34 protein-coding genes are annotated in these 22,478 nt (G+C 33.0%); 28 read left to right on the top strand and 6 right to left on the bottom strand.

Features of this window, described 5'->3' with window-relative positions; genetic code table 11:
- The first annotated feature begins 9 nt into the window (after window positions 1-9).
- The 23 genes from RT412_RS10080 to RT412_RS09970 all read left to right on the top strand — a co-directional run bounded on the left by RT412_RS10080 (window position 10) and on the right by RT412_RS09970 (window position 13,201).
- Complete coding sequence (locus RT412_RS10080; protein ID WP_313343155.1) at window positions 10-411, top strand: GNAT family N-acetyltransferase; 402 nt, start codon at window positions 10-12, stop codon at window positions 409-411.
- Entirely contained in the window at window positions 408-581 is a 174-nt protein-coding gene (locus RT412_RS10075) for a hypothetical protein (protein WP_313343152.1), read from the top strand. The genes RT412_RS10080 and RT412_RS10075 overlap by 4 nt, the downstream gene beginning before the upstream one ends.
- A 126-nt stretch (window positions 582-707) precedes the next feature.
- On the top strand, window positions 708-1,211 hold the full coding sequence (locus tag RT412_RS10070; protein ID WP_313343149.1) for a GNAT family N-acetyltransferase: 504 nt from the start codon (window positions 708-710) through the stop codon (window positions 1,209-1,211).
- A gap of 105 nt (window positions 1,212-1,316) precedes the next feature.
- Window positions 1,317-1,508 carry a hypothetical protein gene (locus RT412_RS10065; RefSeq protein WP_313343147.1) on the top strand — a complete coding sequence of 64 codons (192 nt, stop codon included), beginning with the start codon at window positions 1,317-1,319 and terminating at the stop codon, window positions 1,506-1,508.
- A 58-nt stretch (window positions 1,509-1,566) separates the two neighbouring features.
- Entirely contained in the window at window positions 1,567-1,827 is a 261-nt protein-coding gene (locus RT412_RS10060; RefSeq protein ID WP_313343144.1) for a DUF3781 domain-containing protein, read from the top strand.
- Window positions 1,828-1,841: 14 nt separating this feature from the next.
- Entirely contained in the window at window positions 1,842-2,255 is a 414-nt protein-coding gene (locus tag RT412_RS10055; protein WP_313343141.1) for a DUF3788 domain-containing protein, read from the top strand.
- A gap of 241 nt (window positions 2,256-2,496) precedes the next feature.
- On the top strand, window positions 2,497-2,931 hold the full coding sequence (locus RT412_RS10050; RefSeq protein WP_313343139.1) for a pyridoxamine 5'-phosphate oxidase family protein: 435 nt from the start codon (window positions 2,497-2,499) through the stop codon (window positions 2,929-2,931).
- A 29-nt stretch (window positions 2,932-2,960) separates the two neighbouring features.
- On the top strand, window positions 2,961-3,401 hold the full coding sequence (locus tag RT412_RS10045) for a GNAT family N-acetyltransferase (protein ID WP_313343137.1): 441 nt from the start codon (window positions 2,961-2,963) through the stop codon (window positions 3,399-3,401).
- A gap of 127 nt (window positions 3,402-3,528) precedes the next feature.
- Window positions 3,529-4,203: a class I SAM-dependent methyltransferase gene (locus RT412_RS10040; RefSeq protein ID WP_313343135.1), complete on the top strand. Its 675-nt coding sequence runs from the start codon at window positions 3,529-3,531 to the stop codon at window positions 4,201-4,203.
- A 56-nt stretch (window positions 4,204-4,259) separates the two neighbouring features.
- Entirely contained in the window at window positions 4,260-4,409 is a 150-nt protein-coding gene (locus tag RT412_RS10035) for a hypothetical protein (protein WP_313343132.1), read from the top strand.
- A gap of 9 nt (window positions 4,410-4,418) precedes the next feature.
- Complete coding sequence (locus RT412_RS10030; RefSeq protein ID WP_313343129.1) at window positions 4,419-5,354, top strand: hypothetical protein; 936 nt, start codon at window positions 4,419-4,421, stop codon at window positions 5,352-5,354.
- An 86-nt stretch (window positions 5,355-5,440) separates the two neighbouring features.
- Window positions 5,441-5,626: a hypothetical protein gene (locus tag RT412_RS10025; protein WP_313343127.1), complete on the top strand. Its 186-nt coding sequence runs from the start codon at window positions 5,441-5,443 to the stop codon at window positions 5,624-5,626.
- Window positions 5,627-5,894: 268 nt separating this feature from the next.
- Window positions 5,895-6,308, top strand: coding sequence for a VOC family protein (locus RT412_RS10020; protein WP_313343125.1), 414 nt, complete (start codon window positions 5,895-5,897; stop codon window positions 6,306-6,308).
- A gap of 288 nt (window positions 6,309-6,596) precedes the next feature.
- Window positions 6,597-7,115, top strand: a complete 519-nt coding sequence (locus RT412_RS10015) for a methyltransferase (RefSeq protein ID WP_313343122.1) — start codon at window positions 6,597-6,599, stop codon at window positions 7,113-7,115.
- A 207-nt stretch (window positions 7,116-7,322) separates the two neighbouring features.
- Window positions 7,323-8,084, top strand: a complete 762-nt coding sequence (locus RT412_RS10010) for an alpha/beta hydrolase (protein WP_313343120.1) — start codon at window positions 7,323-7,325, stop codon at window positions 8,082-8,084.
- 106 nt (window positions 8,085-8,190) lie between these two features.
- Window positions 8,191-9,120: a DUF3658 domain-containing protein gene (locus tag RT412_RS10005; protein WP_313343117.1), complete on the top strand. Its 930-nt coding sequence runs from the start codon at window positions 8,191-8,193 to the stop codon at window positions 9,118-9,120.
- 46 nt (window positions 9,121-9,166) lie between these two features.
- Window positions 9,167-9,424 (top strand): DUF2164 family protein, encoded by a 258-nt coding sequence (locus RT412_RS10000; protein WP_313343114.1) that lies wholly within the window; start codon window positions 9,167-9,169, stop codon window positions 9,422-9,424.
- 160 nt (window positions 9,425-9,584) lie between these two features.
- A complete protein-coding gene (locus RT412_RS09995) occupies window positions 9,585-10,271 on the top strand; it encodes a SatD family protein (protein WP_313343111.1) in 687 nt (228 codons plus the stop codon).
- Window positions 10,264-11,010 (top strand): DUF3307 domain-containing protein, encoded by a 747-nt coding sequence (locus RT412_RS09990; protein WP_313343109.1) that lies wholly within the window; start codon window positions 10,264-10,266, stop codon window positions 11,008-11,010. The genes RT412_RS09995 and RT412_RS09990 overlap by 8 nt, the downstream gene beginning before the upstream one ends.
- 127 nt (window positions 11,011-11,137) lie before the next feature.
- Complete coding sequence (locus tag RT412_RS09985; protein WP_313343107.1) at window positions 11,138-11,338, top strand: nucleic acid-binding protein; 201 nt, start codon at window positions 11,138-11,140, stop codon at window positions 11,336-11,338.
- A 167-nt stretch (window positions 11,339-11,505) separates the two neighbouring features.
- Window positions 11,506-12,123, top strand: a complete 618-nt coding sequence (locus RT412_RS09980) for a lactate utilization protein (RefSeq protein ID WP_313343104.1) — start codon at window positions 11,506-11,508, stop codon at window positions 12,121-12,123.
- Window positions 12,124-12,265: 142 nt separating this feature from the next.
- A complete protein-coding gene (locus RT412_RS09975; RefSeq protein ID WP_313343101.1) occupies window positions 12,266-12,790 on the top strand; it encodes a hypothetical protein in 525 nt (174 codons plus the stop codon).
- Window positions 12,791-12,838: 48 nt separating this feature from the next.
- Entirely contained in the window at window positions 12,839-13,201 is a 363-nt protein-coding gene (locus RT412_RS09970; RefSeq protein WP_313343099.1) for a DUF1232 domain-containing protein, read from the top strand.
- 252 nt (window positions 13,202-13,453) lie between these two features.
- Here RT412_RS09970 and RT412_RS09965 read toward each other — a convergent pair whose 3' ends face one another.
- The 6 genes from RT412_RS09965 to RT412_RS09940 form a co-directional block, all read right to left on the bottom strand.
- Window positions 13,454-15,106: a MutS-related protein gene (locus RT412_RS09965; protein WP_313343097.1), complete on the bottom strand. Its 1,653-nt coding sequence runs from the start codon at window positions 15,104-15,106 to the stop codon at window positions 13,454-13,456.
- Window positions 15,107-15,331: 225 nt separating this feature from the next.
- Window positions 15,332-15,883, bottom strand: a complete 552-nt coding sequence (locus RT412_RS09960) for a hypothetical protein (protein WP_313343094.1) — start codon at window positions 15,881-15,883, stop codon at window positions 15,332-15,334.
- Between the two features lie 85 nt (window positions 15,884-15,968).
- Window positions 15,969-16,640: a C39 family peptidase gene (locus tag RT412_RS09955; RefSeq protein ID WP_313343091.1), complete on the bottom strand. Its 672-nt coding sequence runs from the start codon at window positions 16,638-16,640 to the stop codon at window positions 15,969-15,971.
- A gap of 558 nt (window positions 16,641-17,198) precedes the next feature.
- On the bottom strand, window positions 17,199-17,639 hold the full coding sequence (locus RT412_RS09950; protein WP_313343088.1) for a hypothetical protein: 441 nt from the start codon (window positions 17,637-17,639) through the stop codon (window positions 17,199-17,201).
- Window positions 17,640-17,641: 2 nt separating this feature from the next.
- Window positions 17,642-18,454 (bottom strand): DUF4367 domain-containing protein, encoded by an 813-nt coding sequence (locus RT412_RS09945; RefSeq protein ID WP_313343085.1) that lies wholly within the window; start codon window positions 18,452-18,454, stop codon window positions 17,642-17,644.
- Between the two features lie 116 nt (window positions 18,455-18,570).
- Window positions 18,571-19,068 carry a sigma-70 family RNA polymerase sigma factor gene (locus RT412_RS09940; RefSeq protein WP_313343083.1) on the bottom strand — a complete coding sequence of 166 codons (498 nt, stop codon included), beginning with the start codon at window positions 19,066-19,068 and terminating at the stop codon, window positions 18,571-18,573.
- A gap of 250 nt (window positions 19,069-19,318) precedes the next feature.
- Between RT412_RS09940 and RT412_RS09935 the strand changes: the two genes are divergently transcribed.
- The 5 genes from RT412_RS09935 (at window position 19,319) to RT412_RS09915 (ending at window position 22,433) form a co-directional block, all read left to right on the top strand.
- A complete protein-coding gene (locus RT412_RS09935; protein WP_313343080.1) occupies window positions 19,319-19,441 on the top strand; it encodes a hypothetical protein in 123 nt (40 codons plus the stop codon).
- Window positions 19,442-19,532: 91 nt separating this feature from the next.
- Entirely contained in the window at window positions 19,533-20,813 is a 1,281-nt protein-coding gene (locus tag RT412_RS09930; RefSeq protein WP_313343077.1) for a pitrilysin family protein, read from the top strand.
- Window positions 20,803-21,234: a dUTP diphosphatase gene (gene dut, locus RT412_RS09925; RefSeq protein WP_313343074.1), complete on the top strand. Its 432-nt coding sequence runs from the start codon at window positions 20,803-20,805 to the stop codon at window positions 21,232-21,234. The genes RT412_RS09930 and dut overlap by 11 nt, the downstream gene beginning before the upstream one ends.
- A gap of 51 nt (window positions 21,235-21,285) precedes the next feature.
- Window positions 21,286-21,519 carry a YlmC/YmxH family sporulation protein gene (locus RT412_RS09920; protein ID WP_179237295.1) on the top strand — a complete coding sequence of 78 codons (234 nt, stop codon included), beginning with the start codon at window positions 21,286-21,288 and terminating at the stop codon, window positions 21,517-21,519.
- Between the two features lie 86 nt (window positions 21,520-21,605).
- Complete coding sequence (locus RT412_RS09915) at window positions 21,606-22,433, top strand: ATP-dependent Clp protease proteolytic subunit (RefSeq protein ID WP_313343072.1); 828 nt, start codon at window positions 21,606-21,608, stop codon at window positions 22,431-22,433.
- Window positions 22,434-22,478: the final 45 nt, after the last annotated feature.

The following is a 22,478-nucleotide window of genomic DNA, read 5'->3' as shown; positions in this document are numbered from 1 at the left end:
GAGGTTCAAATGATTATAAAAAGATATTCTACAGCAGATGAAATGCCCTTATTTGACATGTTAAAGGAAGAGGGAGATGAATGGAGCGATTATCACGGTGCAAAGGGACATGCCAAATATTTAAGGGCATTGGAATCAAGTGTTACTTATTTAGCTTATGATCGCAGTATACTATGCGGATATGCCCGCTGTCGTGAAGATGACGGTTTTGGTATTTATGTGTACGATTTGCTTGTAAGAAAAACTTATCGAGGAAAGCAAATTGGAAAAATGCTTATGGAACAGGCGTGCAAGGATTTTTCAGATCAATCTGTATATGTGATGAGTGATGTAGACATATATTATGAAAAGCTTGGCTATCGAAGAGAAGGGTCAATATTTGAGGTTAAATATAAAGGAGACCAACTATGAGTATAAGAACTATTATGATTTTTCCTGAATTTGAAAATATTGATGTTATTAATGATATTCGTAAAAAATATGATCCATTGGCAGATTTGGTATTGCCGCATATTACTTTGGTTTTTCCTTTCGATAGCGAGTTGAAAAATATCAAATTATTACGAGAAAAATGGGTTTAAGATTAATAATGATGTGTTTTTAACCATTCCATGTAAATTATTTTCACAGAACTAATAAGAATAACATGAAGATAAATTTCAAATTTGGCACACTGACATATAAAACGGAATTTATAGGAGAAAGCAATGATATTTGAATCAGAAAGATTAAGCTTTAGGTTAATTGAGCAAGGGGATTTGGACGAGCTTTTCAACAACGTTTGGGGCAACAGTGAGACAATGCACTTCTGTGGAGGCGTGATTACAAAAGAGAAAATTCCTCAAATTATAGAATACGGTCGCAGTCAGTATAACACGTACGGCAACACAATTTTTGCGGTAATAAAAGACGATAAGCTATTGGGCATTTGTGGAGGAAAGCTTGACGAGGATGACCCATTTCATGTTGAGCTGATTATTCACCTTGCAAAAGAATACCAGCATCAGGGATATGGTACAGAAGCTCTGAAGGCATACGTTGAATGGCTCAAGGACGGCAAAAGGGCTACATGTATATACGCTTCAGTACACCCTGACAATCAGGCTTCATTAAATATGACAAAAAAATGTGGTCTTGTTCAATGTGGTTTCAGGCAGTATGAAGATACAGGCTTTGTAGATGAACCATATTTCGAGCTTAATCTTGATTAGAACAATTAGAGATATAAATGTTACGAAACTAACCGAGTATGTGTATCAAGTTGGAAGTGAATCATACTCAGAGGAGGGGAAGTAAATTTTCCTATTGGAAACATTATGGAGAACAATATACTTGATATTATAAAAGAATATAATCCGTATAATAATCCATATACAAAAGCATTGTTGGAAAATGGTATAAGGGGACTGTTAAAGGAAGCAGAAAACAACGGTATTATTATTGATGCTTCTGATTATTATTCTCCTTGTGGAGTTTGCAGAGCGATAATAGAAGCAGTAATAAAATAACAGATGTTAAAGTTGATAGACAAATAAGAATTTAAAAGGTTAATAAATGGTGCAAAAAATGAATGATAAAAGTGAACTGATTTTAAACATGGATAAGTTGCATACAACTGATTTAGGAATAGAACGAATTAAAAGAAATCTTTGTTTAGGTGTAGACGATGTTGTCAGTTGGTGCAAGAATAAAATTGAAGAGCCTGATAGCAGTATGATCAGGAAAGGCAAGAATTGGTACATAGACGCAGGTGATTGTAAAATAACAGTAAATTCTTATAGTTATACAATAATTACGGCTCATAAGCAAAAAAACAGGTTGAAATGAGGGGAGGGGTGAATATGTTAGATAATATACCAAATGATAAAGAAATGATAGCCTTAATAGGTCAGCCTTTATTTAATGTGTGGACAAGATTATGTAATTTCATTGATGTAAAATATGATATGGAGCATCTTTGGAATAAGGGGTACAGAGATTGGGTATATGAATACAAATATCGCAGAGGCGGGAAGACGCTCTGTACTTTCTATGCAATGGAAAATCGCTTCAGTTTGTTAGTTATATTGGGTCGGGAAGAACGGGTTAGATTTGAAGCCCATAGAAATGAGTATTCTAAAGCAGTTCAGAAACTATACGATGAAACGAAAACTTATCATGATGGGAAATGGTTATTGCTTGATTTAACCGATGATTCATTTTTTCCGGACATAGAAAAACTGCTGTTGCTGAAACGCAAACCCAATAAAAAGTAAATGAACAACCTAATTAATTTTAAAAGAAATTAGTTGCAACATATCGGTAAATAGGGTAGATGAATATAAATATTAGTATTCAATTTCAAATCATTAATGCTAACTACAAAAGGCTGGTCTGATGATAAGAAATATTGTGTTATAATAGGAGACGGAAAATTTAAATTTATCAGCTTGACAGATTTAAGATATTGAAAATTTGAATTAAGAATTATTTATATTAAGATAAGGAGAAATAAGTATGAAGAAAACCGAACTTACCAAATCACTTGAAATTATGGATGAACGATTCGGGCATGATACACTCATTTCACTCGCTACTATTGACGGTAATATTCCTGCTGTACGCATTGTAAACAGTTACTATGAAAATGGAGCATTTTACACAATCACATATGCACTCTCCAATAAGATTAAGCAGATAGAAGCAAATTCTACGGTTGCAATATGCGGTGAATGGTTTACGGCTCATGGTGTTGGTGAAAACATGGGATATATTTGTGATGAACTAAACATAGAAATTGCCACAAAGCTGAGAAAAGTATTTTCAGCATGGTATTCCAATGGACATACAGATGAAAATAATCCTAATACGATTATTCTACGTATCAGATTGACAGACGCAGTTCTTTTTAGTCACGGCACAAGGTATGATATTGATTTCAAAGATATTTGATCAAGATAGCTAATTATACAGGTGAAAATATGGAAATAAGGAAACTAACTATTAATGATTATGAAGAAATATATGAACTATGGATGTCAACGCCCGGAATGGGTCTGAACGACATAGATGATTCAAAATCAGGTATTGATAAATACCTGAAGCGAAATCCAAATACTTGTTTTGTTGCGCTTGTATCCGGCAAAATCGTAGGAGTAATATTATCCGGTAACGATGGTCGGCGTGGTTATATTCACCATACAGCGGTTTCAATTGCAGATAGAAACAAAGGTATTGGCTCCGCCTTGATTGACACTGCATTAAAAGCCTTGAAAGGCGAAGGTATTCACAAGGTTGCACTTGTAGTTTTTAAAAATAATGATATAGGGAACACATTTTGGGAGCACAAAGGGTTTAGTACAAGAGAGGATTTGAATTACAGAAATAAGGCACTGACAGATTTAAAAAGAATAGATACTTAAAATCAAGTATTTATCTTAGTTTAGAATTAAAAAAACTTTTTATCGAAACTAAATTCATCAAATTAGCATATATACTTATTATTTATTGGAAAGATATTTGTTGGAGATTTGCGGAGGATGTTTAGTAATGGAAAATTATGATATAGTCAAAAAGGATTTCAATGAAATTGCCGGTCTGGATAATGAACCGAAATGGAATCATAATAATTGCTATTTTCCTTACCTACTGAGGTATGTACCTACGGGGACAGAGACATGTCTTGATATCGGATGTGGTAAAGGAGAGTTGTCTGTTTTATTATCTAAAACAGCAAAAAAGGTGGTAGCAGTGGATATCGCTGATAAAATGATTGAATATGCCCGTGCAAATAATGCTGCCGAAAATATTGAGTATATTTGCGGCAATATTCTGGATATGGATTATGCTTCATCATCGCTCGATATTATAATCTCAACAGCTACAGCACATCATTTGCCATATGATTGGCTGCTTAAGTTTGCGAAGGATAAGCTGCGTTTCGGCGGTAAGCTGCTTTTGCTTGATTTAGCAAAAGCAGACTCACTTGCTGACTATTTGATTTGGGGATTTGCGGCTCTGCCTAATGTAATTATGAATGTGTTTAAAAACGGAAAACTGCACAAGGATGACCTTCATGCCACGGAGGTATGGAGAAGGCATGAAGAACATGACAGCTATATGACACTCAAGGAGATACGCTCACTCGCTGCACAGTATATTCCGGATGCAGAAGTGAAACGTAAACTATTTTGGCGCTATTCACTTATTTGGGAAAAGAAATAGGCAGATAACAAATACTTTGAGAGAACAGAATAGTATACAGGTTAGGAGGGAATCGTATGAGGGAAATACCCCTATACAATACTTTTAAAAAGGTTGAGTCAATAAATAAAGGGATGGATTCGTTATTGATTGGCATACTGTTGATTTTAATAATTATGGAGGTTCCAATATGGTATCGTTCCGTTCCGAATATAAAATGTAAGTGAGGAATGCTTATGAAAATAATTGATTGGTTATTAGAGGGAGATATAGTTATTCAGTATTTGACGAATAACTATTTGCTGGATTGTTCTTTTGATCATAACAACGGGGGATATATCGCCAGATATCTGGATTTATATGATACTTTAGAACAAGAGTGGGGAGGAGGTATTTATTCCCCTAAATGGATATCAAGTACTTACACATTGCTGGAGTTAAAGTATATGAAGATTTATTATGATAACCCGTGTTATCAGGATGCCACGAAAAAAGTGCTGAACGGTCTCTGGTATAACCATGGCAAAATTTCTAAAACAAGGTATCAGGATATGTGTATGTCAGCCATGTTGTTAAGCCTTGTTTGCTATGGAAAAATAAATGATTTCAGGGTAAATGAAATTGTTGATTACATTCTTGAGCATCAAATGAACGATGGCGGGTGGAATTGCGCATGGGATTCTGTTCATAATCGTTCTGTCGTGGGTTCTGTGCATACAACTATTTCTGTGTTGGAAGCTTTTGCTGATTATGAAAGATATGGATATACTTATCGCTTGGATGAAATCAAGCGACAGGCAGCTTTGGGTCAGGAATATCTGTTGAATCGTCAACTGTTCAAATCGTTTAAGACCGGGAAAAGCATCCATTCTGATACGATCAGCTTTCACTATCCGTGCCGTTGGAAATATGACTGTTTTCGCGCCTTAGAGTATTTTGTACAAATTGGACATCCATATGACAACGGAATGCAGGAAGCACTGAATATGGTTAAAGACGCTTTAAAAAAAGGTTATATTAACAGAGGAAAGGCCTATCCGGGAAAAATTCATTTTCCGCTTGAATCCGGCACAAAAGGAAGATTTAATACATACAGAGGATTGTTTATACTAAAGCATTATGATAATAAGGCTTATCAAGAGGTTATTAAAACGGATTTTGCTATGAGATGACAATGAAAACAAAAGATTTGTAACAGCAGAAGAATTAGATGATATCAGGATGAACAGTTTGCGCTAAATAAATTAGGAGAGAGTATATGATAAGATCAATGATGCAAGTATATGCTAAGGGTAGTGTTGAAGCAGTAAAATTATATCAAAGAGCATTTGATGCTAAATTAATAAGTGAGCATAAAAATGAAGACGGAAGTTATTTGCATGCTGAATTAGATATATTTGACAAATATTGGCATTGTCCGAGTCTACAGAAGAAAAGAATATAACCGGAAATACTATGCAATTTTGCTTGCAATTTAATGAAGCCGATAAAGAACTTGTTGAAAAAGCATTCCGAGTGTTAGAGAAAGACGCAAAATTTTGTTTCCCTTAGGATCATGTTTTTTTAGTTCATGTATGGTTGGTTTTATAGATAAATTTGGTGTTAATTGGTGCTTGTTTGTATAACTGATTGTTATACAAAACTGAATGATATTAAGAAATTTGGCGAACATCTTTAGTTTAAATGTTAAGTTTATGAAGCGGAGGAATAAAATGGATAGTTTAAAAGTTTTTGCTGACAGAGGCTATGTTGTTAAGGAAACAGGACCGGTATATTACACGCAGGACATGGACGAGACTGCAAAATGGTTTGAAGAGATTCTTGGTTGGTATTATGAAATTGATGAACGGAGCACGGATGGAAAGGGTGTTTACGGCTGTGTTTACAACATACCTAAAGAAGTTGAAATACTGCATATTGCACCATTTACAGGTATCCATATGTTTTGCGGAGAATCCAAGGGTGGCGTTGTAGCATTCATGCAGGTTCAAGGAATTGAAGCGTTATATAAGTATGTCAAAGCAAAAAAATATAAAGATATTTCAGAGATTCAAATGCAACCATGGGGAGCAAAAATGTGCACAATAAATACCCCTGACGGATATGCCCTGCGATTTTTTGAATAGCGTCAAGCCAATATTTATATGTTATGATGGGAGTCATAAGGCGGGCATAGTTTCAACAGTAGTTGACGAGAAGGTCAGTGCGTAAATTTTACATTTGTGGAGATAACAGAATGAAATTTATAGATATAAATGAAGATAACAGAGAACAGGTAAATAATTTCCTCATGGAGCGCTGGTATTTAACTGTGAAGTATTGAATATTCCAGTCAATTTTTATGAAACAAACAGAAAGTTTTGTGAACTACTTAACTATTTATATTGTTATTCATTTTAAGAAGGAGTGGGTATATGAATGCATTTTTCGCAGTAATACCACTTATAATTATAAGGTTTGGAATTTTAAGCATATTAGACAAGAAGGCGTTAAAACGTGCAGCTTTTTTCGCTCCACTGATTGGAATAGAAAAAGCGGCATACTGGTTTTATCAGATTTCAAACATACTGATTTTTATATATCTGTGCTTCCTGAAGATCACGACTGATTCATACTGGTTTTATGTAGGTTTGGTGATGTATGGATTAGGAGTATTATTGTGTCTTATATCCGTATCAAATTTTGCTACACCTTCGGAGAATGGTATCAATCTTAAAGGACTCTATCGGATTTCCCGCAATCCGATGTATGTGGCATATTTTGTTTATTTTTCTGGTTGTGTTCTGCTTACTCAGTCATTGATATTGCTTGTAATACTATTAGTTTTTCAAATATCAGCTCACTGGATTATCCTATCAGAAGAAAGATGGTGCATAAAGAAATTCGGGGAAGAGTACATAAATTATATGAATAAAGTACGGCGTTATATTTAGAAGTTTATAAGTATATTCGTAGAATGAGCATAATTGAATTTTGATAAATTTCAATTTACCGGGGTAGTAGTTGTAGATTATTTATATTAGGTGGTATTAAGGTGAAAGTTTTCAGGTGATATTGATTATGCGATTGAAGCAGTTAATGTAATAAAATGAGGTCTTTTTTACTTGGCGATTTTTTAGAATGCAAAACAGGAGGTTTCAATGAGCTATTTTACTTTTGATAACAAACAAGTATATTATAATGAAATTGGTATAGGAATGCCATTATTATTTCTTCATGGAAACACCGCTTCTTCAAAGATGTTTTCTGAAATTGCTGAAAAATATAAAAGAAATTTCAAAGTTATTCTAATTGATTTTTTAGGTCATGGAAAGTCGGACAGATTGCAAAAATTTCCTGTTGATTTATGGTTTTACGAAGCTGAACAGATTATAGCATTTTTAAATGAGAAGAATTATTCAAAAGTAAATATTATTGGAAGTAGTGGCGGGGCATTGGTTGCCATCAATGTTGCATTAGAAGCTCCGAACCTTGTCAATAAAGTCATTGCAGATAGTTTCGTGGGAGAAAAACCTCTTAAATCATTTACGGAAAACGTCAAAAACGATAGGGAATTTTCCAAGAGTAATGAAGATGTAAAAATGTTCTATTACTATATGCACGGTTCTGATTGGGAGCAGATTGTTGATAATGACACAAATGCCATTATTCAGCACAACAAAGATATAGGTGTATTTTTCCATAAGCATTTACAATTCTTGAAAGCTGACATACTTTTGACTGGCAGTAAAAAGGATGAGTTTGTATCTATGGTATCGCCGGATTATTTTGAAAAAGTTTATGGTGCAATGATTAAAAAAATCGGGCATGGAAAAATTCATTTATTTAATGAAGGTGGACATCCTGCCATGCTTACAAATACAACAGAATTTTATGAGTTAAGTATGGAATTTTTTAAATGATAAACTTAGATTATAGAGATTATTATTAGAGAAATCCGGGACTTGGAGGAGTGTAATTATTGTGATTGAGATTTTATTCGGTGATAGTGCTTGTGGTAGTCTTAAAGTGGCACAGCGCTATGGAAAAGGAAAATATCAAGGTGGATGCATTAACGTTCTAATTAGTCATACGGATGGAAGCAAGCCATCAAAAAGAGAGATTAAAGCTGTTAAGCGAGAAGCAGAGGAAAAAGAACGCTTGGCATGGGAGAGCGCTGTTCCTTTAGGCGGAAATTCATCAGATATTTATGGATTCAGCTTAATGTTAAGCATTGGAGATATTTCGGAAAATCAACCGGATATCAAACGTATGCAGACATTAGAACGCTTGTATAGTATTTATCCGAATAATGAGGGGCATGAAGCAGCTCAGGAAATACTGAAAAGTACAAATGAAAATCTGAAAACGGTTCAAGAACGTACAGCAGCGGGAGAATCCCTTCGAATCTGGTACAGCAACCAGCCTGATGAAATGTGTGGATTTTATTGGTTTATGTGGCAGTTGAATCAGTGGAAAGTGTCGGATGGACAGGTTTGTATTGTAAAGCTTCCGGAATGGGAAGTAGATAAAAAAGGAAATATTGTGCGCAAAAGTAATTGTGGAGAAGTGTCTCCCGGAGAATGGAATCAATATTTTGAATTACAAAGGACGGTGTCACCCGTATTTATACAAAGTTGCGCGTTTCATTGGCAGGAGCTTCAGATAGAAAATGCACCTTTGCGAGCCGTATTGAACGGACAGTTGGTCAGTACGTCAGAAGAAATCTATGATGACTTTATTTCTCGTGAAATAGCCGCGGAAAGTGAAGAATTTCATGAAGCAATGATTATCGGGCGAGTACTTGGAAAATACCAGCTTGGAATTAGTGATTCATGGGTTGCATTTCGTATAGAAGAGATGATTCATGCCGGAAAACTCACAGTTGTGTCTGCGGCTGATGAAGATATGCCGGTCTACCATAGACGGCTGAAAAAGTGTACTCACAGAACTGTATGAAAAAGTAATTTAAAAAGTTTATAATCAGGAATTTTGTGGAGGGATAATGAAAAGAGAATCTTTTAAAATAATTAAATTGAATGATAAAGAAAAGGAACTGTTGAGAGAAGAGATATCGACATTTTATCTGAACATCCGTGATGAGCAAATCGGTATTATTGAAAAGGAACAGTTATTGGATTTATTTTTGGAAAATCTTGCACCACTTGTCTATAACAAAGCACTGGATGATGCAAAAAAATGGTATCAAGAGCAGCAGGATAATATGGAAACAGACTATTATATGTTATACAAGAAACTATAATAATTGCAAAACGGTGAGGCAGGCAAATTCCAATTTCGCAATAGTGAAATAGTGTAAGGTAAATAATAGTTTTGATAAAAATATAACCCTATATACGAATAATGTTTGTATATTCATCTGTAGGGTTATATAATAAATGTATTAACGATGGAGGCAAAATATGTTTTTTTCTTTTAAAAATGATTCGTACATTGCAGTAATAGGTGATATAAGACAGTCAAAAAGAATTGAGAACAGAAGTGAAGTGCAAAAAAAGCTAAAACAAGTTTTGGAAGAAATTAATTTAAAATATGATAAAGAAATAGCATCTAATTTTATTATAACATTAGGTGATGAATTTCAAGGGTTATTATGCAGCGGCACAAATACCATGAGCATAATAACAGAAATTGAGATAAAAATGTATCCGGTTAAAATAAGATTCGGTGTAGGAGCGGGAGCCATAACCACAGACGTTAATAAGGAAATGTCTATAGGAGCCGATGGTCCCGGATATTATAAAGCAAGAGATGCAATTGAATTTTTGAAAGAAAATGAAAGGAAAAAACAGACAAATGCAGCGGATGTAAGGTTTGAGACTGAAGGTGACAATCAAGCAATAACAATAATGATTAATACAATATTGGCATTGTTAACTGTAATTAAAGATTCTTGGAGTGACAGACAAAGAGAAATAATCTGGGATATGCTGCAGCATCAGGATAGTCAGGTTGATGTAGCTAAAAGGTTTAAAATAAAACAGCCTGCAGTTCAGAAGAATCTATCAAAAGGAAAATACTATGTATATAGGGATGCTATGGATACAATAGGAAAAGCACTGGCTGAAATAAGGGGAAATAATGTTTAGACGATATTTAATTTTATTACTTTTGGCACATATTGTTGCAGATTTTTATATACAAACAGAAAAAATGTCCGATAAAAAAGATGAAAGCATAAGATGGGTAATTATTCATTCTTCATATTATTTTGGTATTATGCTGTTGATTGCCGTTCCTGTTATATCTTATGAAATAGTATCGGGTGCTGTTATAGCATCTGCATTCCATCTACTGATTGACATGATAAAATTTATGTGTATATCTGCAATAAATAAGAAAGGTAAAATGTCTAAAATAATAGAAAGAAATTTATTTTTTACAGATCAAATTTTACATTTTGTTTCTTTAATAGGAGTTGCATATTGGCAGACAAAAAACAATATCAGGATAAATGAATGGAAAATGATTTCAGAGTTTTTTAATATTGCAGGTTTATCCGCGTTTTCGTTTGTTTCTTGGTCGTTTATGTTATTATTGATACATAAGCCATCTAATATTGCAATACAAAAATTATTAGCAATATATAAACCTATTAGTGATAAGGAAGAATTTAATAATGCGGGAAGATTTATAGGTACAGTAGAACGAATAATCATGCTGATATTCTTGTCAATTGAGCAATATTCTGCAATTGGCTTGGTATTAACGGCAAAATCTGTAGCGAGATATGATAAAATATCAAAGGAAAAAGACTTCGCAGAATATTATTTGTTAGGAACTCTTCTAAGTACGGTTGTGGTAATAGTTGTTTCATTTGTACTATAGGCATTTTGAATTGAGTCTCTTGTTACGTTGACTGATATGTGGGGCAATGAAATCCTTGCCTTACTATGCTCAGACATCTTGCTTAACTTAAAAACAGTATAATTGAGAATTTATTGGAGGTATATGTATGAGAAAATGCATTAGGTGTCAAACTGAGATGGTAGAAAATTGTTCAATAAAAATTGAAGGTGCTGGTTATGGTATCATAATGGCAACGGATGATAAGCGTTTGTTTGCCAACAGAATTGGAAAGCCGAAAGTAGCCATTTGCCCCGCCTGTGGCGAAGTATCTATTTACGTTGAAAATACAAAGGATTTAGAACGATAAATTTCAATTTCCACATAGTAAAATGTTGTAAAGTAAGTAATAGATATTCAACAGAGGCAGTAATTGCCTTTTTACGGTGCGAGGTCGAAAATACAGGAAGCCGACTGGCTTTAGCTGGTCGGTAGTTTACATGTATTTATATTTTACAAGGGAGGTTTTTTGCTCACATGGATGAGAAAATAAGGAAAACAATTTACAATTTACAGAAGAACAATATGGCGGGCTATTATGTTGAGAATACAAAAGAATTGCTTTATTTGCTTTCTACGCTTATTGTTAGCGATGAAAAGATTGGCTGCGGAGATTCAGTTACATTAGAGGAAACTGGAGTATTTGAATATCTCCGAAGTGGAAAGTTTACTTTTTACGATAAACATCAGCCCAATTTGACACAAGAGGAAAAAAGAGCACTTTATATAAAAAACTTTGATTCTGATACATTTATTACAGGCGCAAATGCCATCACCACGGATGGACAGTTGTTTAACATTGATGGGAACGGCAGCCGTGTTGCCCCTATGCTATACGGACCCAAACAAGTTATCGTTGTCGTTGGCGTAAATAAGTTAGTAGATACCGTGGAAGATGCTGTTTACCGTGCAAGACAAATCGCAGCTCCATTAGACGCAAAAAGGCTTCATAAAAATACGCCATGTGTAAAACTTGGTAAATGCATTAATTGCAAACACGAACAGCGCATCTGTAATGACTTTGTTTTGATTTCCAGACAATTTTCTAAGAACAGAATTAAAGTAATTTTTATAAACGGGAATTATGGCTATTGATCTTTGCAGCGGAACAGACGTGGCATTATGATGTTACGGTTAATTGTACATTTATTAAACTGGGAGGTATAATAATGGACTTTGTAAATGATTTTGATGTAATTATTCATGAGGTGTCATTAGCTGAAAGAGGAGGTAAGGCATGAAAGTTTTTGAATTAACACATGAACGAATTCCTAATGTTGCAAGACTGATGTGCACTATAAAACCGGATTGGTGGGACTATGACGGAGCTTACGGTCAACTAAGTGATGTACATGAAACGATTAAAACTATAGGCTGGTATCTTGGAGATAGTGAAAGTGAGCCAAAAGGCTGGATACTTTGCAGAGAACTAATAGGCTATAAAGCGCTTGAGCTTGAGTGCAGCGGCTTTGATGATAACGGTATATTCAAATTGGAGCATAAACTTGGAGAGTTATTGGATGTTGCAGAAAAATATGCCCGTGAAAGAGGTTATCTGACATTTAGAAGCGGAATCAGTTCAATCGGTTTTGATAATATTCATGGCAAAGAAATAGCAAGCATATCAGATGCCATTGCGAATTTGGACTGTGTTCGGATTGACTATAAATGGTATCTCGAAAATGGATTCCGTGTAATTGGAATACAACCAAACGCTTACGAAAGAGGGTTTCACCTAATCATGCTTGGAAAAGAGCTTTGATGTATATTGACCTTTGGGTATTTCTATAATGCAGGAGAGTAACATATTATGAATCTTAAAGATAGAGCTAAACAATTAAAAATAGATATTCCTGCTGTTTTTATAGCACTAAGAAAAAAAGAAACACCTATAATAGCGAAAATTTTTGCAGGAATAACAGTTATATATGCTTTATCTCCAATTGACCTTATTCCGGATTTTATACCCGTATTAGGGTATTTAGATGACATAATTATATTGCCATGCCTTATTGCTTTGACAGTACGATTGATTCCACCTGATATGTTTGAGGAATGCCGTATTCGTGCTGAAGGGTTATGGGAAGACGGTAAACCCGAGAAATGGTATTTTGCCTTGCCAATTGTGGCAATATGGTTGCTTATGATTTATCTTATAATAAGAGCAATTTGATTCTGATAACGAGCATTGGTACGATGACAAATTCCAATTTGTAGATAAGTTATTTATCATGGTAAAATGCTGTAAAGTAAGTAATAGCATATAATAGGAGGATAAAAGGTTGATTTTGAAAGAAGAAAAGCTGAAGAATTTCCATTTATATTTGATATTATAATAATTGATTAATTTACAATATGGATTTGAATTGAACAAAAAATAATTACCCTGCGGGCACAGGGTTTTTTATTATTTTAAAATTATTATTCACCATGCCTTTGTATTAATAAATTTCTCAACCAACGTTTCAGCTGCTTCGATTATTTGACTGTCAAAATTCATGTAATGAAGCAGCTTAACGGCGTTTCTGGTTTGTGACGGACCTTGTTTTAACTTATAATCAAAATGTATACCATCATCTGTAATATGCTCTCGAAAATGATAGTTGTCATATTCCTTATTTAATATATGTGTTAGCTCAATATCATGAGAAGCAGTTATGCAAAGACAGTCTATATTGTGCAGATATTTCAGTACGGCTGTCGATGCAGCAATGCGTTCAATTGTGTTTGTTCCTTTTAAAATTTCATCTACAAAACATATGCAGGTTGTATCTTGCACCTTATCGAGTATTCTTTTTAATGATTTTATTTCTTTAATAAAGTAGCTATCTCCTTCAGAAATGTCGTCGCGAACAGCCATAGAAGTAATTATTAATGAAAACCTTAGATTAAATTCCTTTGCAGTACATGTGTGAATTGTCTGAGCTAAAATACCATTAATAGCTAATGATTTGATAAATGTGGATTTTCCTGAAGCATTGGAACCCGTGATGATGCTGTCATTGCTTATTTTTCCGCTGTTAGGTACAGGATCTGAAAGAAGGGGATGATATAAGTCTTCAAAACCTGTGGAGTTTTCATTATAAAAAACTGGAGTACAATAAAAAGGCAGACTTTTTCTGAATGATAACACACAAATTGCCATGTCAATTTCACCCATGGATTTGTACAATGTATGAAAGTCATTGGAATATTTTGAAATCATTCTTATGGCCTTGTTGTAATTTCGTATGTCGATGAGAAATATGATTTTTATATATTCCGCAAAAACAGCCATGTCAGAAAAATCCTTCTGTAAAATATCTGAAATTTTAGTTCTTAGAGGTTTAAATATAAGATAGCTTTTTTTCAGCTCGCTGAAAAAGGGAACAGATTCATAATTTTTGGTTTTGAATATTTTATTTAAGCATTGCAAAATAGATGAAAAATATTTTATGGCAGAAAGCTCTCTTTCTATTTTTGCTTTTGTTCCGTAATATACGAAGCCGTTTAATATAGCTGAAAGTATGAAACATAAAATACCCACTTGCGTGTTAAAGAAGGCTAAGAAAATACATAGGATGGGAATAAGCGTTAAAATATTATATATAAAATTATAATTCAAAGATTTTGCTTCTGCATCAAAGATAAAAGAAGCTATGCCGTTATAGTTATATTTTCCCGCTTTGGCTAAACTCATTTGCAGCTTCAGTCTATCGTCATCATTATCTTTCAGATAGGAAATAAGTTTCTCTCTTTTTAAAAGAATAGTTTCTTCATTTTGAACATTATGAAGTGTGTCATATAGATATTCTTCTCCTATAGATGTCAGACAAGTATTAATTCGTTTAAATATCAAGTTCATGTCTAAATCATCCCATGTAATATTATCTATTGTATTAAAATCGTCATGGGTTGCTGCTGTCTTACAGCGACGATAACTTTCGATACTTTCAAACTCGCATTTTTTTTGATTTGGTATTTTGCCGAAGGAATTTATGAGAAATAATTTTAGTTTTTTAGTTGCTTTTATATGCGATATAATTAGTAAAAACACTACGATAAACCCTATTAATATAAAAAACCATGTGTAGTTCATTTAAAGCCCCTTTTGTTAATTATAATGTACTTAATAATCATTATAATCCATCTGGAGAATTATATCAATATTTCAAATGAGATGATGGTAAAATCAAGGTAAACAAGTAAAAAGCGGAATTAAATTTGGTTTTATAAATAAAGAACCTCCAAACAGTTATATTTTTTGCATCAGCTTAGAGGTTATATAATTTTTATGCGACCTACAAATTAATTTCTATATCTTTTAATTTTCGATTTCATCTATTAACCAATTATCATTTACTTTTTTAAAGTAAAATGTTGATTTCAATATTTCGCTCGGACTGTTTTCTCCAAATATTAGAACAGCTGAAAATGAATTGTTTCCAAGCAAATCAATTTTTTCTATGGGATTATCTGAAGGTGATTTGATTACACCTGAAACAACTGCAACGTACAGCTTACCTTCCATTTCCTTAAAAGGTGGGTACTCAGATTCAATAATTTTATTATATTTTTTATCTATATATTCTGCGGTAAACACCGAGCCTAATAAATTTCTAATATCATCTATAGATTTATATTTTTCGTCATTTACTTCCATATATGCATTACCACTTTCGTCCATTATAACATCGCCTTTTGTTTCAATATATCCATTAAAAATTGTATTAATTTCATGATATATGGGTAGAATCTCTTCCACTATTTTTGTTGCATATTCATCGTTTATATCATCATTCTTATCTATTTCTTCACATCCTGTAAAGACAGTTAAAACAATTGTAAAAAATAAAATTAATTTATTTATTATCATAGTCCTTCTCCTCATATTTCTTATATAAGAGCTGTTATAAATATAACAGCCCACTTAAAATATATAACCTTATATTGAATATAATTTAATCTACATATACACATAGTCTGTTTACAGTCCAGTTTTTATCTAAATATTCATCCAACGTTGAGCGGTCGTAATAAGAAGAAGGATCTTTAATATAAATAGTATCTCCGCTATATCCATAAGCAGTAACAAAATGTGTTTCACCAGAAGTATGTACCATACCTACAAGCACAGGGTTATCTTCATCGATAGAACCTATTATAAAGTTTATTGCATCACTATCTGTTTGAGTTGAACTTGAGAAGTATTCCACAGTATACTCATATTCATCTGCTGCTACGTAATAATAAAATGGGCAAGCATAATCTCCTAACGTAATATTAACATCACCCGGATCGTCTGTTCCACCTAAATATCTTTGAATCATTGTAAAGCTTGTAAGGCAACAACCTGCAGAAGCAATTGTTGATCCACAAGTTTCCATCACATCGCTTCCCCAACGACTATCATCTTGATAGTAGTGAGTCATACTTAAAGTTTTTGAAGCTCTAAGCATTTTTAAAGCGCTTCCTTTTTTAGTTAATGCTTCGTTTGCTTCTTTAAAGTCATCTTCGTTTATATCGATAAAATCTAATGGGTTTGACTGGACAGTTGCATAGGTTTGCATGTTCATAGACAAAGCTAATAATACAACTAAGACAAATGAATAAATTTTCTTAAAATTCAACATGATTTTTTCTCCTTATAGTTTTATTTTGCAAGATAATTTTTACTTACTATTGAGAAAATAGCCTTGCAATCTATTTATCTCGAATGAAAAATTTTTATATAGCAACAAAAGCATTGAAAAATATTATTTTTGCTATATAATGTTACTTATAAGGCTCTAAAATATCCTCTCATGTACTTTTTTCAGGATTAAGTATGCAAATTGTGAGGTATTAAAGAGTCTTTTATCTTATTTGGTGACCTTATGTGTATCATATCTTCACTTCCTCTCATAGATTTTTAATTTATTGTTTTCAATAAATTCTTTTCAATGTTCAGTTAATATTAATATTAATCCTAGTTTATAATATCTATTTCTCTAAATATCTGAGGTGTTTAATATGTACTTTTACTTTATATATGTAATGATAAGCTTAAAAAGGGACAATTTTTAATTTGTTTAGTAAAATTTTGAAAAATTTATTTTACCTTTATATTATCACGTACGAAAAAACATCAGCATTGCATTAACTAAATTAGTGAAAATACTGATGTTTTCTGTAAATTAACAATTATTAAATTATTCTGCAACAATCGTATCTGTAAGAATTTCCCGTGAATCTCCATCTCCATCTTTACCCGCCCAAACTGTTACATATGCTCTGTATGAATATCCTTCTATTCCAGAGTAATCGACGCTGGAACCGTAAAGACTCTTATCATAGGCGAGCATATTTGAATAATCTGTGTAGTTATATGTTTTTATAGTTTTCCACGTCGAAGATTCATCAGATTTTTGCTGTAAGCGTATGCTTAAAGCACCAATTTCATCCATTTTACCTGTGGCAGTAATGTCAAACCATATTGAGATATTTCCATCTCCTTCAGAATAAATTTCAGCATAATACCTAGCTAAATATTCACTTGCCTGAATATTAAAATCTTTGGCAAAAATAGATGAAACGGTGCAAAGAATCAATATTAAGACAATAGCAATTATTTTTAAAGTTTTTCTTTTCATTATTACCTCCCATAAATTGAATCTATTATTTTTTCAGCTTCTTCAACTGAAAAATTCCCAATTATAGAGCATTCATAATTATTTTTCATCCACACCACCGTTGTTCGTTTTAAATTTGTCATAATATAATGATCAACACCATCAATACTATATTTGATAACATCATTATCGTCTTTTTCATATATACTGGCAGATGGATCTGATAATGAAATTATAGTAACTAAAATTTCATCGTTATTATTTGAATAAATAGAGTTAATAATTGTGCGCAAAGGGCTTTCAACAACATCCACACTTTCAAATAAATATCCTTCTGGCAGCCATATAGGAGTAATTTCAGTATTGATATTATACCTATCCAGAGTTTCCTGTAAATCATCAGGTAACGACTGTTTATTATTAATCACTGAAAACCCAAAAATATCCTCAGTCCATTTTGCGACAGATCTCCATAAATCAAAACCCAATGCGTTTGCGGTTACATTTCCTACGAAAAGTGATACAATTACAATAGCAGTGATACAAGCAACACGCATTAATTTTCTCCTTTTTTGTGAAGAAGGTTTAAAGAATTGTGTTTGATTTATTTTTTCTATAATATCTTTTTTATCATCATAAAGAGATTTATCTTCATCGAGGTACGGTAAATAATTTTTGCTAAATGACTCCCATGCGATATGAATGTCAGTGAATTTTCCTGTTGGGTGTTCTTTTTCCCGTTTTACAATCACCTCCATAATATATAAAATCACATCTGTATCGGAATCTTTACTATTAGGTATCTGAGAATCTGCCCTTAAAATTTCCTCCAACATTTCTGTGCTCATTGTGTCATATATGGAATAATTCCGATTTTTTTTCTGGTTGGGCATATTGTTCCTCCTCTCTCTATTATGTATATGTATCCATTTGCAGTTTTGGGGACATCGAATTAATTTTTATTTTTTATAATTTTTTTCAATTTTTTCTTTGCACGTTGTACTCGTTTTTTACATGCTTCTACGGATATCCCAAGCTCTTGTGCAGCCTCAAGCATTGTATACTTGTCAAGAGCAATTCTTTTTAATAATTTATAATCTTCACTGTCAACAATATCGGAATAAATAATGTCTATATTCAATTCATCTGTATTCTTGGCAAGAGTGATTTCATTTTTATCAAGGGAGGTTATTATAATATTATTGATATAAGCCCTACTGCGAACCATATTCTTAATAACATATTTCAAGGTGTTTAACAACCACCCCTTTGGATTAGGGCTGGATATGAAATCATCTATTTTAGCACAAGCAATCCTAAATGTATCTTGAACGGCTTCTTCGGCCAATGCACAGTCATTCAACGAACTCTGAGCATAGGTCGATAGAAAATAATACATATCCATATACATCTCTTCGATAAAACTTTTTTGCTTATCATCAAGTCCCATCTTACCACCCCCTCATAAAATATTATAACATATTAATTATTCCTATAAATATTTTTTTGAAAACAAAAATCATTAGAGTTTTTTAAACCGTCATCGGTTTACTCAAATCTTTTTTGTTTGAGTGGTTATAATCTCATCAGGAAAATTATATCAAGGAGAACAGCGAGAATTAAAGTTCTTGTAATTTATGTAAAAATTTGATAACATAAATTGACTCTTATATTAATACATTAATATAAGGGGGATTTTTATGAAATTTTTTAAAGATATAGCTTTTATAAAAAAATTGATAGTAATTATTTTATTAATAATAATAATTATTCTGCTTGTAACAGGCAGATGCAGCACTATGAATTTAATCAGAATTTGGTAATGATATATATGAAAGGGGACACACCTCTTTTTGAGAGCGAGTCCTTGGGGATAGGAGGAATGTCCCCAAATTGACAAAATTCGGAGGAAAAATGATAAATAAGTACACTTTAGATAACGGACTGAGGATAGTAACGGAAAAAATCGGATATGTTAAATCTGCATCCATAGGTATATGGGTTAATGTTGGTTCTAACAACGAAAATGATGAAACAAACGGTTTGTCGCATTTTATAGAACACATGCTTTTTAAGGGAACAAAAAACAGAAGAGCTAATGAAATTGCTGAAGAAGTTGATAATATAGGCGGTCAGATGAATGCCTTTACAAGCAAAGAATGTACTTGCTTTTATGTAAAGGTATTGGACGAAAATATAGTAGAAGCAGTTGATATACTTTCAGATATGTTTTTTAATTCATTGTTTAAGCAAGAAGAAATAGATAAGGAAATTTCAGTTGTAATTGAAGAAATAAAAATGTATGAAGATTCTCCGGAGGATTTGGTACACGACAAATTAACGGAAATAATTTTTAATGAAAGCCCTATGGCATACAATATCTTAGGTACAGAGAAGAATTTAAAAACCTTTACTACAGAAAAGGTTTTAAGCTATATGAATGATAAATATTCACCGCATAATACTGTGATTGCCGTAGCCGGAAGCTTTGATGAAGAATTGTTCGTAAATTTAATTAAAGAAAAATTCAGCAAGTGGCAAAATAAATTCGTCGAACATGTCGATAAGGACAGCCGTTATGAACGAAAAGTTGTAGGTATTAATAAAGATTTGGAGCAGCTGCATGTTTGTATCGGTAATAAAACAATAGGCAGACACCACGAGGATTATCATTCTTTGCTCGTGCTAAACAATATTTTCGGTGGTACTATGAGCTCTCGTATTTTCCAGGAGGTAAGAGAAAACAGGGGCTTGGTTTATTCCATCTATTCATTCGTATCAAATTACTCCAACTCCGGTATCTTTAGCATATATGCAGGTATGTCCTATGATCAGGTTGAGGAAGCAATAAGGACAGTGTTAAAACAGATGGTTAGTATGAAAAACAGCGAAATTACCATGAAGGAATTTAACAGGGCCAAGCAGCAGATAAAGGGTAATTATATTTTAGGTTTGGAAAGTACATCAAGCCGTATGTCTGCAATAGGACGAAGAGAACTTTTATTTAATGAAATTTTATATCCTGAAGAAGTAATCAACAGTATTAACAATGTTAAATTAGAGGATGTTATAAAGGTTGCTAATGAATTATTTGACATTGACAAATTAAGTATTACTTTTACGGGAAATTTAAATAAACATAAAGGAATTGAAGAAATTATTAATAAAGTACTGGGAGAAAAATATGAAAATTAAAATTGTCAAAAATAATCTGTTTAATTTACCGGCATTTGAAACAAGGGGTTCTGCAGGAGTTGATTTGCAGGCATATGTACAGGAGTCCATAACATTGAAGCCGATGGAAAGAATATTGGTTCCGACAGGTATTTTTATTGAAATTCCTGAAGGTTATGAAGCACAGGTAAGAGCAAGAAGCGGTCTTGCAATAAAGCATGGTATTTCCCTCGTAAACGGAATAGGAACCATTGATTCTGATTACAGAGGTGAAATAAAAGTAATTTTAATCAATTTAGGGGATAAAGATTTCACCATCAATAATGGTGACAGGATTGCTCAAATGGTTTTTATTAAGCATGAAAGACCGGAGTTTGAATTAGTTGAGGAATTAGGTGATACTGCAAGAGGAGCAGGAGGGTTCGGGCATACAGGAGTATAAAATACGATAGTTTATCTATGGCTTATCAATTGTATATAAGGGGGGAAATTAATGAAATTAAGTGAATTGTACAGCAAAGAAATAATTAATATTGACACCGGTGAGAATTTGGGGATATTTGGTGACTGTGACCTGGTCATTGAAGAAAAGACCGGAGAAATAATAAGCTTTATATCCGGCAGCAACTCGCATTTTAATATTTTTAAGGAGCCGAAGAAAAAAGAAATTTTATGGAAGAACATAAAAAAAATAGGTAGTGATATGATTATTATAGAAAATGATTAAGCTGCGTATAAAACTGTTGCATAAAATAACTAATTTATCAAAGAATAATCAGGAATAACCTGATTATTTTTATTTTGGAGGATAAAATGGGAAACAACAATCAAAACCTGAACTTGCAGCAACAGTCATTCAACAATATGGATGGAAACAGGAATTATAACAACAATCAAAATAACAATAGTAATAATAATTCTGAGCCGGCAAATCCGTTTTTATTTAATGGAAATGAGGGTAATAAGGGCGATGAAAATTCTGACCAACCCATAGAAAATGTAAAACAGGTGGGTAGTGTAACAGATATAAGTCCTGTAAAGGATATTTGCTTTATAAGTATTATCGGAGAAATAGAAGGCCATACTTCCTTGCCGCCTCAAAGCAAGACTACCAAGTATGAACATATTATTCCTATGATAATAGGTGCCGAAATGGACCCTCAAATCAAAGGTGTTCTTTTACTTATAAACACAGTGGGAGGAGATGTGGAGGCGGGTCTTGCGATTTCTGAATTAATTGCAAGTATAACTAAGCCAACAGTATCAATAGTATTGGGCGGAGGACACAGTATAGGAACAGCTCTTGCTGTATCAGCCGAATATTCATTTATTGCTCCAACGGGAACCATGACAATTCATCCTATTCGTACAAACGGGTTTGTGATAGGAGTTCCTCAGACCTTTAGATATTTTCAGAAAATGCAGGAAAGAATTATTAATTTCATAGTCGATAATTCAAGAGTGGATAAAAAAGCATTGCTGGGGTACATGTATGATACAGATGAAATTGCTAATGATGTGGGAACGGTACTTAATGCTCAAGAAGTAATAGATATAGGGCTTATTGACGAAATTGGCGGCTTTAGCTCGGCAATGAATGTTTTAAGAAACTTAATAGATGAAATGGAAAAGAAAAATTAGATTTTTGTTCATAATTAAATAATTATTGCGGCTATTCAGTACTTT

Source organism: Sedimentibacter sp., assembly GCF_032080165.1.
Taxonomy (GTDB): Bacteria; Bacillota; Clostridia; order Tissierellales; family Sedimentibacteraceae; genus Sedimentibacter.
This window is presented reverse-complemented; position numbering and strand designations above follow the sequence as displayed.